At 65.9% G+C, this 15,566-nt stretch carries 17 protein-coding genes; 8 read left to right on the top strand and 9 right to left on the bottom strand.

Annotated features, from left to right (window positions below):
- The first annotated feature begins 101 nt into the window (after window positions 1-101).
- Window positions 102-1,337 (top strand): AGE family epimerase/isomerase, encoded by a 1,236-nt coding sequence (locus C486_RS01470; protein WP_008452221.1) that lies wholly within the window; start codon window positions 102-104, stop codon window positions 1,335-1,337.
- A 51-nt stretch (window positions 1,338-1,388) separates the two neighbouring features.
- Here the strand turns inward: C486_RS01470 and C486_RS01465 are convergent, their stop codons facing one another.
- The 3 genes from C486_RS01465 to C486_RS01455 form a co-directional block, all read right to left on the bottom strand.
- A complete protein-coding gene (locus C486_RS01465; RefSeq protein WP_008452220.1) occupies window positions 1,389-1,577 on the bottom strand; it encodes a DUF7333 family protein in 189 nt (62 codons plus the stop codon).
- Between the two features lie 78 nt (window positions 1,578-1,655).
- Complete coding sequence (locus tag C486_RS01460) at window positions 1,656-2,423, bottom strand: hypothetical protein (protein WP_049910005.1); 768 nt, start codon at window positions 2,421-2,423, stop codon at window positions 1,656-1,658.
- Window positions 2,424-2,542: 119 nt separating this feature from the next.
- A complete protein-coding gene (locus C486_RS01455) occupies window positions 2,543-3,385 on the bottom strand; it encodes an aldo/keto reductase (RefSeq protein ID WP_008452216.1) in 843 nt (280 codons plus the stop codon).
- A 115-nt stretch (window positions 3,386-3,500) separates the two neighbouring features.
- On the opposite strand from C486_RS01455, the gene C486_RS01450 reads away from it, so the two are divergent.
- Complete coding sequence (locus C486_RS01450) at window positions 3,501-3,713, top strand: hypothetical protein (RefSeq protein ID WP_008452214.1); 213 nt, start codon at window positions 3,501-3,503, stop codon at window positions 3,711-3,713.
- On the opposite strand, the gene C486_RS01445 is transcribed toward C486_RS01450, so the two are convergent.
- Together C486_RS01445 and C486_RS01435 are read right to left on the bottom strand one after the other, a co-directional pair.
- Entirely contained in the window at window positions 3,680-5,056 is a 1,377-nt protein-coding gene (locus C486_RS01445; protein WP_008452212.1) for a geranylgeranyl reductase family protein, read from the bottom strand. The genes C486_RS01450 and C486_RS01445 overlap by 34 nt on opposite strands.
- A 641-nt stretch (window positions 5,057-5,697) precedes the next feature.
- The gene (locus C486_RS01435) at window positions 5,698-6,444 is read right to left on the bottom strand and encodes a proteasome assembly chaperone family protein (protein ID WP_049910003.1); all 747 of its coding nucleotides are present in this window, start codon (window positions 6,442-6,444) and stop codon (window positions 5,698-5,700) included.
- 354 nt (window positions 6,445-6,798) lie between these two features.
- On the opposite strand from C486_RS01435, the gene C486_RS01425 reads away from it, so the two are divergent.
- Window positions 6,799-7,707, top strand: a complete 909-nt coding sequence (locus C486_RS01425; protein ID WP_008452204.1) for an RsmB/NOP family class I SAM-dependent RNA methyltransferase — start codon at window positions 6,799-6,801, stop codon at window positions 7,705-7,707.
- A complete protein-coding gene (locus C486_RS01420; RefSeq protein ID WP_008452202.1) occupies window positions 7,707-8,222 on the top strand; it encodes a DUF7122 family protein in 516 nt (171 codons plus the stop codon). The genes C486_RS01425 and C486_RS01420 overlap by 1 nt, the downstream gene beginning before the upstream one ends.
- 84 nt (window positions 8,223-8,306) lie before the next feature.
- Here the strand turns inward: C486_RS01420 and C486_RS01415 are convergent, their stop codons facing one another.
- The 3 genes from C486_RS01415 to C486_RS01405 all read right to left on the bottom strand — a co-directional run bounded on the left by C486_RS01415 (window position 8,307) and on the right by C486_RS01405 (window position 11,401).
- A complete protein-coding gene (locus C486_RS01415) occupies window positions 8,307-8,690 on the bottom strand; it encodes a hypothetical protein (RefSeq protein WP_008452200.1) in 384 nt (127 codons plus the stop codon).
- 149 nt (window positions 8,691-8,839) lie between these two features.
- A complete protein-coding gene (locus C486_RS01410) occupies window positions 8,840-11,047 on the bottom strand; it encodes a DHH family phosphoesterase (RefSeq protein ID WP_008452198.1) in 2,208 nt (735 codons plus the stop codon).
- A 90-nt stretch (window positions 11,048-11,137) separates the two neighbouring features.
- Complete coding sequence (locus tag C486_RS01405; RefSeq protein WP_008452197.1) at window positions 11,138-11,401, bottom strand: hypothetical protein; 264 nt, start codon at window positions 11,399-11,401, stop codon at window positions 11,138-11,140.
- Window positions 11,402-11,797: 396 nt separating this feature from the next.
- Here C486_RS01405 and C486_RS01400 point away from each other — a divergent pair, with 396 nt between their 5' ends.
- A complete protein-coding gene (locus C486_RS01400; protein WP_008452194.1) occupies window positions 11,798-12,523 on the top strand; it encodes a metal-dependent hydrolase in 726 nt (241 codons plus the stop codon).
- A 96-nt stretch (window positions 12,524-12,619) separates the two neighbouring features.
- Here C486_RS01400 and C486_RS22100 read toward each other — a convergent pair whose 3' ends face one another.
- Window positions 12,620-12,814, bottom strand: a complete 195-nt coding sequence (locus tag C486_RS22100) for a hypothetical protein (RefSeq protein ID WP_083865980.1) — start codon at window positions 12,812-12,814, stop codon at window positions 12,620-12,622.
- Window positions 12,815-12,823: 9 nt separating this feature from the next.
- Here C486_RS22100 and C486_RS22095 point away from each other — a divergent pair, with 9 nt between their 5' ends.
- The 3 genes from C486_RS22095 to C486_RS01385 all read left to right on the top strand — a co-directional run bounded on the left by C486_RS22095 (window position 12,824) and on the right by C486_RS01385 (window position 15,490).
- Window positions 12,824-13,000 (top strand): FxLYD domain-containing protein, encoded by a 177-nt coding sequence (locus C486_RS22095; protein ID WP_241432449.1) that lies wholly within the window; start codon window positions 12,824-12,826, stop codon window positions 12,998-13,000.
- Window positions 13,001-13,138: 138 nt separating this feature from the next.
- A complete protein-coding gene (locus C486_RS01395; RefSeq protein WP_008452193.1) occupies window positions 13,139-13,534 on the top strand; it encodes an OsmC family protein in 396 nt (131 codons plus the stop codon).
- 381 nt (window positions 13,535-13,915) lie between these two features.
- A complete protein-coding gene (locus tag C486_RS01385) occupies window positions 13,916-15,490 on the top strand; it encodes a DUF790 family protein (RefSeq protein WP_008452189.1) in 1,575 nt (524 codons plus the stop codon).
- Window positions 15,491-15,566: the final 76 nt, after the last annotated feature.

Genomic DNA, 15,566 nt, shown 5'->3' with positions numbered 1-15,566 from the left:
TAACGATCAGTCTTTGACCCATTCGGTTCGACGGGTCGGGCCGTCGAACACGTGCCGCGTTCGCTCGCCTTTATTGCCGATTCGGGTGAACACGCGCCCTGATGACCGTCTACCGAACGCGGGCCGGCCTCCGTCACCGGTTTCGGGACGTATTGAACTTCTACTATCCGGACTGTCTGGATACGGCCGTCGGCGGCTACGTCGCACAGCTCGACGAACGCGACGGCCACGTCTACGACGCCCGAACGAAACACCTCGTCGCGACGGCTCGCGGCGTCCACAACTTCAGCCTGGGCGTCCTCGCCGACGGGCCGACCTGGTGTGAGTACGCCGCCGAACATGGCCTTCGATTCCTCTCGACCGTCCACTGGGACGACGAACGAGCGGGATACGACTGGCTCCTCGACGGGCGGACGCCGACTGACCGGACACGGCACTGTTACGGCCACGCGTTCGTCCTGCTTGCCGCCGCCCGGGCGCTGCAGGCGGGGCTCCCCGGCGCTCGAGCCGAACTCGAGCGCGCGTTCGGCGTTTTAGAAGAGCGGTTCTGGGAATCGACCCACGGACTCTACGCCGACCGCGCGTCGCCGGACTGGGATCTCGCCTCCTATCGCGGCCAGAACGCCAATATGCACGCCTGCGAGGCCCTGATCGCCGCGTACGAGGCGACGGACACGGAGCGGTATCTCGAGCGGGCAATGACGGTCGCCGACCGGTTCACTCGCGATGTCACTGCGGCGACCGACGGACTCCTCTGGGAGCACTTCACGGAGACGTGGGAGCCGGACCGGTCGTACAACGCCGACAGTCCCCGCCACCGGTTCAGACCACCGGGGTACCAGCCCGGCCATCACGCCGAGTGGGCGAAGCTGTTGGCGCTGCTGGCTACCCACCGGCCCGAGGACTGGCTGCTCGAGCGCGCCCGCGACCTCTTCGAGACCGCCGTCGAGTTGGGGTGGGACGACGAGTACGGCGGCCTCTATTACACCGTTACGGCCGACGGGGAACCGATCGTCCCCGACAAGTACGGCTGGGTGCACGCCGAGGCGATCGGCGCGAGCGCGCTGTTGTGCCGGGCCGACCGCGAGACGGATCGGGCATCGCCGGCAGCCCTCGAGTGGTACGACCGGCTCTGGGCGTACGCGGGCGAACACCTGATCAATCCGCGGTACGGCAACTGGTACGAGCGCCTCACGCGTGCCCACGACCGCGACGGGCCGAACCACGGACCGGCGGTCGAACCCGGCTACCATCCGCTGACGAACTGCTGGCTCGGTCTGCGAGCGCTCGAGGCCGACGGGCGGTCGTCGTTCGGGCCTCGAGCGGACGAGCGGTGAGGAATACCCGGGGTTCGGTTCGACCGTTCGGACCGGCTTCGGTCGACCCGATCAGCGAGTCGCCCGATACTCGCCGTGTTTGACGCCGAGGACGAGCATGAGCAACCCGAACACGATCATCGACGGTGCGACCATCATCAGGATGGTGTCCGTTCCCATCGGTGTCGCGAGCATGCCTCCGACACCGAGTGCGATTACGACGAGAAATGCCACTGCCGTCTTCGTTCCATCGAACTCCATGACCGATCGTTAGGAGGGAAGCCCCTAATGGTACCGGGAATCGGCAGCCCGTTCACGACGGGGAAGAGAACAGGTGGGCTATTCGGAGGGGCGAACCAGGTTCGCCAACTCGACGACGCCGCCGAGGAACCAGCCAAGCGGGAACGAGAGGCCGACCCACATCCCGGCGTAGGCGGCTCCCTCGAGGGTGAAATTCCCGCGGAGGTAGTCGTTTACGCCGCCGACGAACAACACGTTGTCGAGCACCCAGACGGCGAGGTCGTAGCTGGGTTCGAGGACGACCGCCTCAAGCGACGGCGTGACGAGCGCGGCGACGACCGGCGGCAGGAACAACGCGGTCATCGCGAACGGGTACGCGAGCCCGACCGTCGTTCCGCGGCCCCCGAACTTCGAACACGTCGCCGCGAGGGCCGTCGAGACCGTCGCGACGATGCTGGCGAGGCCGACCGCGAGGACGGCGTTGATCGGGACGTCGACCTGCTCGAGATAGGACATCGCCCCCCAGATGAGCGTCAGCGCGCCCCAGCCGACCAGCGCCACCGCCGTCACGCCGATGATTCCGAGTCGCGTCTGCGTCGAGTCGAGTTTCGCCGCGTAGTAGCGGGTTGCGAGGCCGAGGACGGTAAGCGGATAGAGAACGAGCAAGCCGATGAGTCCCAGGGTGCTCCAGCCGTGATAGCCGATCTTCTGCGGGAGCGTCTCCGGTTCCCACTTGCCCATGACGGAGTGACCGCGACCGCGCTGCCGAGGAAAGACGAGTTCCATCCAGGCTCCGTGCAACCGGCGAACGTCGGTTCTCACCGCGCCGACGAACCCACCACCGCCGCTTCGCGAGCGGGTAGACATACGCGAGCCAAAAAGCCGATGTACCGTAAACTTTCCTGCTTTTTCGTCGCCGCCGACCGGTCAGCAGATCGTCACCTCGAGCGGCTCTCGCAGGCCGGGTCGAGAACCGATGTCGTCGCTCAGTTCCAGGGCGCGAAGTCGGGATCGACCTCGCGACTCGTCTCGTCGATCGCGTCGATCGTGTCGATGTCGTCCTGGTCGAGATCGACCGTCAGCGATGCCCAGTTGTCCTCGATGTGGTCCTCACCGGTTGCTTTCGGGATCGCGGTGACGCCCTTCTCGCGGGCCCAGGCGAGACTGACCTGCGCCTCGGTGACGCCGTGTTTCTCCGCGACCGCCTGGATCTCGGGCTGGTCGAACACCGCTCCGCGGGCCAGCGGCGAGTAGGCGACGACCTCGATATCGTCGTTCTCGCAGGCCGTCCGGAGCTCAGATTGGGGCAACAGCGGGTGTAACTCGACCTGATTCGCGAAGATCGGCACATCACAGACGTCGATGGCCTCCGCGAGTTGCTCGGGCTGGAAGTTACTGACGCCGACGTTCTCGATCAGGCCCTCGTCGAACAGTTCGGAGAGGGCCGAGAGGGTCCCTTCGGGGTCGTACTCGCCGGCCGGCCAGTGGACGTACAGCAGGTCGACGTAGTCAACCCCGAGCCGCTCGAGACTGTCTCGAGCGGTCTCGAGGACATCGTCGTGCTCGAGGTTCGCGATCCAGATCTTGGTCGCGAGAAAGATGTCGTCGCGGTCGACATCGGCCTGCGCGATGCCCTCGCCGACGGCTGCCTCGTTGTCGTAGACCTGTGCGGTGTCGATGTGTCGATAGCCCGCGTCGAGGGCCGTGCGGACGCTTTCGGCGCACTGTTCGGCATCGTCGTTCTGCCAGGTGCCGAGTCCGAGCATCGGCATCTCGTCTGCGGTCGGACACGTTCCCGGCGCGACCGTTTCGGCGTCTTCAGTTCCCATAAGGGGTCGAAGGCACAGCGTCCGAAAATGGGTTTGGGTTGCGGTGAGGCGTTCGGGGTTCAAGCGACGGAGCCGGGACGGAGCGCTCACGGTGCTCCCATCCGTGTCGAATCCAGTGGGTCAGACCATCGGTCCGCTGCTGACAGCCGATCCGTTCGTCGTGATGAGCACGGTCGGACTGATCGCGTTCGCGCTCGTCGGCGCGACGCGCGATCCCCTCGTCACCCGCGTCCCGCTGGCGCTGCGGTCGCTGGACGAGATCAGCCTCGGCGTGTTCGGCGTCTGTCGATCGAGTCAGTACTTCGGTTCGGCACCGGTGATCTCATAGAGTCGGTCCATCACGGCGTCGCGCTCGCGTCGCCAGGCGTCGAAGTGCTCCGGCCCGCTGGGGTAGCTCTCGTAGACGTCCTTGAGCGAGCCGGCGGTCTGCTGGACCTTGTAGAGTTCGGAGAGAACGCCCCAGTGACCGATCGTTTTGAGCAGCGTCTTGAGCTTGAGTCGGAGGCTCATGTCGGCGGTTCCTTTCTTGCCGATGGCGTCGACGAGTTGCTGGCCGGGGATTGCGGTGACGATCGAAACGAGGTCGTCCAGGTCGTGGGCGGTACCGAAGATGTTGTAGCAGTCCATCGCCGCGAAGCGCTTGCCGAACCCGGTCTGGACGCGCTCGTTGTACTCCCACAGCGCGGCCTCGCTCACGTCGCCGTCGGAAATCGCCTCGGCGGCGATCGAGGCGGCCCAGTAGCCCGCCTTCGCGGCACCGGGAATCCCGCCACCGGTACAGGGGTTGACGTGCCCGGCGGCGTCACCGACGGCGACGTAGCCCGGATGCACGGCGGAGTCGTACGGTCGCCGCGTCGGTAACGCCGCACCCAGTTTGTTCTTCACCGTCGCGTCAGCGAACTCCGGACGGGTCGCGATGTCGTCTTTCAGCACGTCGACCAGTTCGATCGGTTCCTGACTCATCTGGAACCCCAGTCCGACGTTGATTTCCGTCGCCGACCGCGGGAAGTACCAGAGGTAGCCCAGTTCCTCGGTCGGCTTGAAGACCAAGGCATCATCCCAGTCGACCGGCTCGGGGACCTCGAGCACCTCGCGGTAGGCCGAACAGAAGTGCGTGTAATCGACGTTCGTGTCGAACGTCGACCCCGAGAGATCGGTCCGATCCTGCAGCACGGACAGCGCCCCCGCGGCGTCGACGACGACGTCGGCCCGGTACTCGAGCGGCTCGCCGTCCCTGATCGCTGTCACGCCCTCGACGCTGTCGTCGGGCTGTACCACGTCGTTGACGACGGTATCGTAGTGGATCTCCGCCCCGGCGCGCTCGGTTTCCGCGAGCAGTACCTGACCGTATTCGAAGCGGTCGATCACTGCACCCGTCTCGTCGAACGGAATCTCGATCGACTCGCCGGACTGTGGGTTCTCGAAGAGCCCTCGGGAAATGCCCTCGTTGGTAAACGCGGCCTCTCTGAGTCGCTCCCGGTCGACGACATCGGGAAACGTACTCGCCCCTTTGATGCCGTCGCCGCAGGCGATGCGACCGCCCTCCGCCTCGCTCTTTCGCTCGAGGAGGACGACGTCCAACCCCTCCCGGGCGGCAGTTGCGGCGGCGAAACAGCCACCCGTTCCCCCGCCGACGACGACCATATCGGACGATTCCGTAGCGATAGTCATTGCTGTTCAGCCAGGATACGTTCGGGAAACAAAAATACGCAAGGACTCGCAATTCGGCAGGACGGGACTTTCGTCACATCGGATCGAACCGGAAAGCGTGTTCGATCAGAACCCCGATAGCGACGAGTTCACTATTCTACTATCCGTCACTGTCTGTTATTTCCGTAGCAAATCTGCGGTATTTGTCAATGGTAATGTTTATACGCGCTCGTGGCAATACACACACATAAATGGTTCCCGGTACAAAAAAGGACCGCGGGATGGATAGTGATCCGGATCGAGCGGACCACTATACGACTACCCGACTCGCTGTCGGGGATGGGGCGTTAGACGTCGTTGGAACCATTTCCCTTCTCGGATTCTCGTTGTTGTTTCTCTTCATCGGAGTGAGGGGGATTCTCATTGAGTCGTCGACGGCACTCAGCAGTCTCTTCGTCATTGCTGCGTGTCTGGTGGCCGCAGCGGCCTGCAACCTCGTTCCACCGTTTCGGAATTAGCCAGTTCCAGAACACTGCAAGTATACATCCAATCGGATGCGGGGATCGTGATTCGGAACGAACGAAGCGAGCGAGAACCACAGACAGGACGAGTGCTGTCTGAATTATGTTAACTGATGCGATAGCCTCGATTGCCCCCGCAATTCACTGATACATTCGCAGCGGCTGGGCCTGCGAACTCTCGTCTTGACCGATCGCCTGCATCTGCTGGGCCAGTTGCTCTCGCTTCGCGCGGATCTCCTCGGCCCGGTCGACGAGTTCCTGCACGTCGATTTCGATGCCCGCCACCGGCCCGATCCCGTCCTCGAGCAGGACGCTCGCGGCTTCGGGGTCGGGGAACTGATGGTTACACTCGACGACGAGGGCGAGGCTCCCGTAGTCCTCGTGTGCGGCGCGGTTGATGAGCGCCCCCGTCGGCCCCGTGATGACGCCGTCCTCCGGCGGCATCGCGATCTCGGTCGACTCGAGTCGGTCGCCGGCGTCGCCGGTCGCGATGCCGTAGAGGTCGGGACGGGTTCCGTTCTCGCGTTCGGCGGGGAGGCCGCTGAGGTAGATCGGCGTCGCCGCGCGGTCGATGATCCAGCCGGTCAGACAGTCGGCGACGCTTTGAACGGCCTGGGACGCGATCGGCGCATCGCTCTGGAGGGCGATGAGGTTGTGCTCCTCGCTGACGTAGAGACGCACCGGCGGCCGCGCCGTCCGGTCGCCGCTGCGATAGACGCCGATCCGGGGTAGCCCCTCGCAGTTGACGCTCGCGTAGTAGCGCATGTCGAGTTGTTCGACGAGGTGGTCGGTCGCGATCTTTCCGACGAGGCCGACGCCCGGAAACCCCTCGACGAGCGTGGGGTTTTCGAGGTCCGGCTCCGGTCCGTGAACGCGGATGCCTGCCATACACCGACCGATGGCCGTCACCGGCATAAAATCGGGGGCCGGAAACGGACCGCGACCAGACCGCCGACCGTGATGCCGACACCCGCTACGCGCTCGTCCGTACGGCGGAGGCCATCGCGATTTTCGACGCGGTCGGGACGCTCCGCCTACTGGTGGTTGCACTGCTGTTCCTGATCTCGAGACGGGAGGAATGCTCATCGATGCGTCCACCGAACTCGTCGTCGGTCCCATCCTCGGCGGCGTCGCGCGGCCGGTGTCGCGTTCGATCTGGTGTCGCCCTGCCGGGACTGAGCGCCCGGCGGTTCGGCGTCGGCTTCGAAACCCACAAGCGCCAGTCGCTCGAACCCCGAGCCAATGGAGCCACTCGAGCGGTATCGACCGATTATCGACGACTTCGACGCGTTCCTCGCGGCCTGTGAGCGGCCGCTTGGCAACGCCGTCCGCGTCAACACGATCAAGGCCTCGGTCGAGCGGACGCTCGCGGCCCTCAACGAGGCGGGCGTCGACTACGACCAAGCCGACTGGAACCCGCGCGTTCTGACCCTCGAGATCGACTCGCCGGGATCGACGTGGACCTCCTTCCATGGCTTTACCCACGGCCAGGAGGAGGTCTCGGCGGTGCCGCCGGTTGTTCTCGAGCCACAGCCCGGCGACCGGGTCTGGGACTGCTGTGCCGCTCCCGGCGGCAAGGCGACCCAGATTGCGGCGCTAATGGACGACCGCGGGACGGTCGTCGCGAACGACAACAACCTCGGCCGCATCTCGGCGCTGCGGTTCAACGCCGAGCGACTCGGCGCGACCGGCCTCGCCGTGACCAACGCCGACGCGCGCAACTACTCGCTCGAGCGATTCGACTTCGACGCGTTCGACCGGACCCTCGTCGACGCGCCCTGTTCGTGTGAAGGGACGATCCGGAAGAACCCCGACGCGCTCGACAACTGGTCGGAGGGCCACATCTCCTCCGTGGCGGGCATCCAGAAGGGGATCATCCGGCGAGCGATCCAGGCCACCCGCGAGGGCGGGACGGTCGTCTACTCGACGTGTACCTTCGCCCCCGAAGAGAACGAAGCCGTCGTCCAGCATGCCCTCGACAACGAGCCCTGTCGCGTCGTCGACTTCGACCTCGAACTGGAGCACGCGCCGGGACTGACGGCGTGGGACGGCGAGACGTTCGACGAGCGTCTCGAGCGGGCGGCCCGGATCTATCCTCACCAGAACGACACCGGCGGGTTCTTCGTCGCGAAACTGGAGGTGACCGCCTGATGGCCGACGGCAACGACGGCCAGCGGTTCGACCGGCTCCCCGCGACCGAAGCCGAACGCACCGTCGACGGGCGAGCGACGCGCGAGGCGGTAGTCGACTACTTCGCGGATCGATTCGGCATCCCACCGGCGACGTTCGACGACTACACCTTCTGGGAGAAGGGGGCGGGAAAGATCTGGATTTACCGCGGCGAGGCCCCGACGCCGCTGGAGATCGAAGCGATCGGGATGACCTGTCTCCGCACGCGACAGGAACACTGGAAACCCACGACGGACGTCGTCCAACGCTTTGGCGACCACGCCACCGAGTGCGTGATCGACCTCGACCGCGAGCAGGCGCGTCGCTTCGCCGCTGGTGAGGACCAGATGCTCGAGTGGTGGGACGGCGACTGGGGGTATCTGATCGCCGCCCACGAGATCGCGGGCGAGGCCGAAGCGATCGGCGTCGGCCTCTACGTCCACGGCGAACTCCGCTCGATGGTCCCGAAGGGCCGGCAACGGGACCTCGAGCCGTAGCGATACTGTCCAGGTCCACGCGGGGACTGGGGCCGAATACGCGATGGATGGCCGCAGCGAGACACGCCCCCGACGTGTGTTCTCTCAGGGGCGTCCGAGACGGACGTGGCGACGGTACAGATACGCGGCAAGCGCCGGCACCGAGAGGAGCAAGAGTTTCGGGAAGACGGCCCCGCCGAGATGGACGACGCCGGCGACACCCCACCAACTGCTCGGCGACCACGCCTCGTTCCCGCTGAGCGCCCGGCAGTCCGCGAGCAAACACCCGAGGACGACCACGGCCACGAGGATCCCCATCCAGAACGAGAGCGTCTGTAGGACGAACCAGGCGACGCCCGCACCCAGCGGCGCGTCAGTCGACGGATGAGTCGCAGCAACGAACGCGCGGAACGCGACACGAGTGATCACCGTCGTCAGTACCACGACGGGAAACGGAACGATGCCGTACCACCACGTCGACGCCGCCATGCGACACCGTTTCAGAGCGATTGAATTAAACCTGCTGAACTAAATTCGTGGCCGCGAGCAGTCGTATCCATCTCCCATCGGCCGACCGAAACGGACCGATAGCCGGAGCCGTCGCTGTTCGATCGGCAGATGACGGCAGAAGACGGGTCTTACGCGAGCGTCTCGCCGAGCGCCTCGAGCGCTGCCTCGCGGACCGCGTCGCGTTCGCCGGGTAGGAACTCGACGTGGCCGTCCTGGCCGCCGACGACGCTGACGCCGCCGTTGGGTACCGCCTCGGCGATCGAATCGCCGAGATCGCGGACGTCGACCGTGGCCGTCGCGCGGACGTGGAGTTCGTCGTCGCCGACGCCGAGCGTGACGTACGGCGAGTCCGTTCGGTCCCGTTCGCTGCGGTGGAGCGCGTCCAGCAGCAGGATCGTCGTCGGGAAGTTGTAGCGGTGGGTGAAGGCGTCCGTATCGAGCACGGAGACGGTGACGCCGTTGACGCCTTCTACCGTGAGGTTCTCGCGGGCCGTCTCGAGTTCGGTCTCGAGTTTGTCGCGGAACTGCTCGGAGACGTGGGCCGCGAGATCGCCGTCCCGGGGCCGTTCGGAGTCGTCGCCGTCGCCGAACAGCAGGTCGATCACGAGTTCGCGCTTGTCCTTGTAGGACTGATAGTAGGCCTCGAGCTCGATGGCTTCGCGGCGCTCGGAGACGCCGGTCTCGTCGTAGCCGGCTTCGGTCGCGAGCTCGAGGTACGCCTCGGGCGTGTCCTCCCAGTAGCTGACTGCGGGGAGGTGCTCGAGGTCGTCGCGCACGTCGTCGTTGACGTGGGCGGCGACGTTCGTTGCCAGCGCGGTCGAAGTGACAGCACCGACGTCGACGCCGGCCAGCGACGGTGCGACATCGACGCCGACGGCGTCGGTAACCGCGTCGTCGGCTCGGCTGTCGTCGATGACGAGTGCCTCGGCGTCGTACAGCGAGAGCAGTTCGTAGCCGTCGGTGGACTCGACGGTCGATCCGGCATCGACGAGGACGACGAGCGGGACCTGCTCGCCGTGGCGCTCGCGTGCCTCGAGCATCGCGGTGACGTCGTTGGTGGCGGCGTCCATGTCGTAGACGCGGCCGTCGAGCGGGCGTCGCTCGAAGTAGTGGTACTCCGCGTCCTCGCGGGTGTGTTTTTCGCGAATCAGCGGGAGCACGGCACGCTCGATGGCGGCACCGGCCACGTAGCCGTCGGCGGTCGCGCCGTGGCGAACGACGATCGGCCGGGCTTCCATGACGGCCCGTCGGATCGCGGTCGCCGCGTCGGCGATGTTCGCTTTGACGGCCGCGACCGCGTCGTGATCGGCCAGCAACTCGACATCGGCCGGGCGGGCCTCGCGTTCGAGCGCGCTCTCGAGGCGGTCGACGACGGTGTCTCGCTCGTCGCCCTCGAGAATATCGAGGGATTCGGTCTCGACCTGCAGGTCGCCGTGGTGGTGTTCGACTTCGCCCTCCAGAGCGACGACGTCGTCGAGTTCGACGTCGGGGTAGGCGCGAACGCCGGCTTCCTCGAAGGCCGCACACTCGACAGTGGCGGTCTCGTCGCGCAGTTCGAAGACGGTCGGACCACTGGTCTGGCGAACGCCGGTGATCTCGCCCTCGAGATGGACGACGTTGCCGACCTGGTTCTCGATGGAGCCGATGGTCGTGCGCTTGAGTGTGGGTTCGGATTCGGCGTCCGGTTCGGCATCAGTGGCCGGCGTCGAGGCGGCGGCGGATTCGGTCGCGACCGAACCGCTGCTCGCGACGGAGCCGGCGGGGTCCGCGGCCGGGGATTGCTCGTCGACGGCGTCCGTCTCCGATTCGGGTTGGGTTTCGTCGGCGGCGGCCTGCAACTCGCCGGCCGTCGCCGCTCGGTCGTCGGTGAGACCGTCGCTGTCGGCAGCTGACTCCTCGGACGTTGTGGGTTCGGTCGTCGTCTCGGTGTCCGACTCGTCGGCGTCGTCTTCGAACTCCTCGGGTCGGAACTCGTCGTCGCCCGTCTGGATCAGTTTGCCGCGGAACTCGCGTTCGCGCTGGCGGATCGACCAGCCGAGGTCGACGTTACCGTTGTCTCGAACGTCGAGCACCTGGACGAAGACGTCGTCCCCCGGTTCCCAGTCGAGACTCTCGAGTCGTTGGTCGAGTTCGCTTCGATGCAACAGGCCGGTGACGTGGTCTCCGATGTCGACGAAGACACCGAAGTCGGCGTAGCCGTCGACGGTTCCCCGGTAGTAGCGACCGGGTGTGAGCTGCGAGGCAGACGTGCCGCGAAATTCGAAAACGGCATCCTCCTCGTGACTCTCACAGATCTCGCCGTCAACGGGTGTGCCGCAGATGATACAGTTACCCATCTACTCGAACCAAGCGGTTTCGCCCTAAAACGGTTGTCGAAATGCGTTCGCGACGCGGGTCACCGTTACAGCCGCGGTATAGCCCCGCGGTCAGTCGAAAACCGGCGAATCCTCCTCGAGCGCCTCGATATCGTCGGCGATCCGCCGAACGTCCTCCGGGAACAGCGAGACTTGTACTTCGTTGTCGTCCTCATCTTCGAAGACGAGTTTAATACGCTTGTCGCCGAACTCCCGTGCCTCGGCGGTGTCGACGTCGAACAGTTTGGCCGTCGCTTCCTTGTTGTTCGGTCCGACGTTCTTGATCGCGCCGTCGTTGAGCTCAAGCATGAACTCCTCGAGCGTGAGTGCGAGCATAGTCGCCGTACGGCCCCCGGGTAAAAAACGCCACGGCATCGCCGCCCAGTGTGCTGACGCCCCGTGAACGCCACGGGGGTCGCAGTGGTTGGGTGCCGAATGGGTGAGAGTGGATCCGCCTGGCGATCGCAACGGAACGGGCGGTCGCGGTACACCGGAGCCGATCGGAATGCGATCCCAGACCGCACGCGTGGTGTGTCAGTTCGCTTGCGGCGTCCTATCCGTCCGAGGCCGAACGTATAAGAGTTGGTGATTGTACATGTCCGCCACCGGTCGGAAACCAGTCGTTGCGGACAGTGCGGGGCCACACGCGGTCCGTCGGGCGACGCAATGTGCGGCGGCCCGGTCGGACCTCGCCCACCTTTATTGTGGTCTCGTCCGAATCCATCGGTCGCTATGGAACTCACTTGGCACGGCCACTCGACGTGGCACGTCACCGTTGGGGAGACCGAGCTGCTGATCGATCCGTTCTTCGACAATCCGAAGACCGACCTCGAGCCGTCCGATATCGATACGCCGGACTACGTCCTGTTGACACACGGCCACGCCGATCACATCGCCCACGCGGGGGCGTTTTCGGACGCGACGCTGGTCGCGACGCCGGAACTCGTCTCCTACTGCGAGGCGGAGTTCGGCTTCGCGGATGCCGTCGGCGGCATGGGGATGAACCTCGGCGGAACCGTCGAGTGTGGCGATGCCTACGTCACGATGACCCGCGCCGACCACACCAACGGGATCATGACCGAAAACGAGACGAGCGGCGGGATGCCGGCCGGGTTCGTCATTTCGGATACGAAACCGACGCAGGGCAGCGACGACGAGGCGACGACGTTCTACAACGCGGGCGATACGTCGCTCATGACCGAGATGCGCGAGGTTATCGGCCCGTATCTCGAGCCCGACGCCGCCACGGTTCCGATCGGCGACCACTTCACCATGGGCCCGATGCAGGCGGCGATCGCCGTCGACTGGCTCGATGTCGACCACGTATTCCCACAACACTACGACACCTTCCCGCCGATCGAGCAGGACCCCGAGGAGTTCGCCAGTGAGGTCCGTGGGATCGGCAGCGACACCGACGTCCACACGCTCGAGGCCGACGAGCCGTTCACACTCGAGTAACGGGGATCGAACGCGCCGCGCGTATCGACCGTCGGCGCGCTTTCTTGTCGTCCTGGTCGCCTCGCGCTCAGTCCCGGTCGCCGATGCCCGCTTGAGCTATCGGAACCGGCGAACGAGTCGGAGAAACAACGACACGGCTGTCCCGAGGCCGGGGACTCGAGACGAAAGTGCGGCCGCAGCGAGGAGCAGAAGGCCGCTCTTTCGACGGCCGCGCCGGAACGCCAGCGCGCTGTCTACCAGGGTCGAGACGATGCTGAGTGTGTTCGCTGCCCGTCTATTGAAAACCACCATATTTGATTAATGGACTCGGAGCGGGGAAACGAATGCCACTGCAAACGCAGGGTATTCGAGGAAAGTCTGGATAACACCTCCGACCTCGCCGCTGGTCGCGTTTGGGAGTTCGAAGCGCTGTTCCTTGGTGATGATCCATCTCGAGTCGCGGAATACGAGGGTGAGGGAGACGTGACAAATATATGAGTGCTGCTTCGGTAGCCGCGGTATTCAGCCGATTCTGGTCCGAGTGGACGCACGCTCACTCGGAATGACCCCGATCGAGATGTGCCTCTCCCGCGATCACAAACGTTTACAGCACCGCCCGTTGACGATTCGACTGCTATGGCGAAGCAGGTCACCACCGTTTCCGACGAGGGATATAGCGCGACGAACGAGATTCGCGACTTCGAGACGACGGTCGACGCCAACGGTGAGGCGGCCCCCGATACGCTCGAGACGCTGCTCGCCGCCTACGGCTCCTGTTATGTACCGGCGCTGCGCGTTGGCGGCCAACAGCGCGGGGTCGACGACCTCGGACGGATCGAGATCGACATCGACGGCGACCTCAACGACGACGACAAACTCGAGTCGGTCCGGTTCGACGTTCGCGTCGAGGCCGACGTGGACGACGACACCGGCGACGAAATCATCGACCGCGCCTTCGAACTCTGCAAAGTCCACGACGCGCTGAAAGACAGCCTGCACGCGGACACGACTTTCGAGAGCAACGCGTTCTGAGGTCGGCGGGCGAAATTCGAACGGTCCAGTTGCTTCTACTGGGAGTTAGTACGTCCGGCCAGTTCGTGACGATCGGGCAGCCTCGGCCGGCTAGCCGTTCGAGGGGTTGCGACACGAATCCGTCCATGACGCGGCGCGACTCGAGCGAAGCGGGTTGGCGAATCCGACTGGGGGGTCCCGTGTGGGCCACAATCGACACAGCCACGGCGCGCGCCGGACCGACCGATCCGGAGCGCTGCTCGAGCGGGACGGAGATACTCAGTCGGCCCTCGACCGGCAATCGACGGATGAACGTGGCCGCCGGCGTCCGCGCGACGGGTGGCGATCGTCGCCGCCGCCCGTCCGGGTGACTTTTGGCGACGCCGCGCCGACACGAACCCGATGCTGACGAAGGACCTGCTCCGCGTCTCGCGGGCCGGCGGGGGCTACCAGCCCCAGTTCGCGGACCGGAGCCACCGTCCGCTCGCCGCTCGCGCCATCGGCACGTATCAGGGTCACGTCGGCGAGCCACGCGCCGCCCTCGAGTCCGCGCTGACCGACCTCGAGCGCGGGACGCCAGACGGCTCGGGTGACTCGAGCGAGCCACCACACGCGGGCGACATCACCGATTTCAAACTCGTGCGCGGATTCTCGGCGCTGCTCGAGCGCGAGGCGACGTTCGAGACCGACGCGGCGATCGCGCCCGACCGTGCCCGCCGGGCCGCGTTCGAGGCCGCCGAGACGGTCGGCGTCGTCACCGAGGACGAGCGCGCGGCGGCACTGAGCCGCGGGAGCGAGTCGCTCGATGTGTCGGCGGACGAACTCGAAACGGCCCTCTACGCCGATCTCGAGGACCGCCAGGTCCTGACCGCGGTCGACCCGCGCTGGGATCCCGACGGACTGGTCGCCCAGTACAACCTCTCGCTGGCGCAGACGGCGCTGTTCGATGCCACAGAACTCCGCGTCCGCTCGAGCGACCCGAAAGCACTGATCTCGGCGATCAAGCGCCTGCGATTGATGTACGAGATCCGGCGGACCGATCGCGAGGGAGCGGCCGGAATGTCGGACCGCGAAGTCGTCGTCACCGGCCCGACCCATCTCTTTCGATCGACGCGGCGGTACGGGACCCGCTTCGCTCGACTCCTCCGGACGGTCGCCACGAGCGAGCGGTGGTCGCTCGCGGCAACGATCGACGACCGCGGGACCGAACGGACCCTCTCGCTGTCCCACGAGGACCCGATCCGCGTCCCCGACGCCGACCCGGTGACGGCTGTTTCGTTCGACAGCGGCGTCGAAGCCGACTTCGCGGCTCGGTTCTCGACCCTCGACCTCGAGTGGGAGCTCGTCCGCGAGCCGGAGCCGCTCGCGACGGGGACGCGAGTGATGATTCCGGACTTTGCCTTCGAGTACGCCCACGGCGATTTCCGCCTCTTTTTCGAGATCATGGGCTTCTGGACGCCCGAGTACGTCGCGAAGAAACTCTCACAGCTGTCGGGACTCGAGGACGTGGACATGCTGGTCGCCGTCGACGAGTCCCTCGGCGTGGGCGAGGACATCGCCGCCCGCGACCACCGAGCGATTCCGTACTCCGGGACGGTGCGAGTCAAAGACGTCGTTGACGTTCTCCGGGAGTACGAGCGGCAGCTCGTCGCCGAGAGCGCGGCCGCGCTTCCCGACGAACTGCGGCCGGACGAAGCCGTGATTACGCTGGAGACGCTGGCCGCTCGCCACGGCGTGAGTGCGGACGCGCTCGCGGACACGTCCGTCCCCGAGCACGACCGCGTCGGGCGGACGCTGATCCGGCCCGCCGTGCTCGACGCGCTCGCCGCCGAGATCGAACCCGGTATGGAACTCGCCGACGCCGAAACGGTCCTGGCGGAGGCCGGTATCGACGACTCGAGCGCGGTGCTCTCGCGGCTCGGGTATCGCGTCGCGTGGGAGGGGTTGGCCGGCGGCACGCTCGTCGAACGGGAGTGACCGGTCCGGCGGCGGCAGCGCCGGTGTGAGCGTCGAATCGACCACGGGTGGCCCGTAGCCAACGTGCTTTGTACGT

This window comes from Natrinema gari JCM 14663 (assembly GCF_000337175.1).
GTDB lineage: Archaea > Halobacteriota > Halobacteria > Halobacteriales > Natrialbaceae > Natrinema > Natrinema gari.
This window is presented reverse-complemented; position numbering and strand designations above follow the sequence as displayed.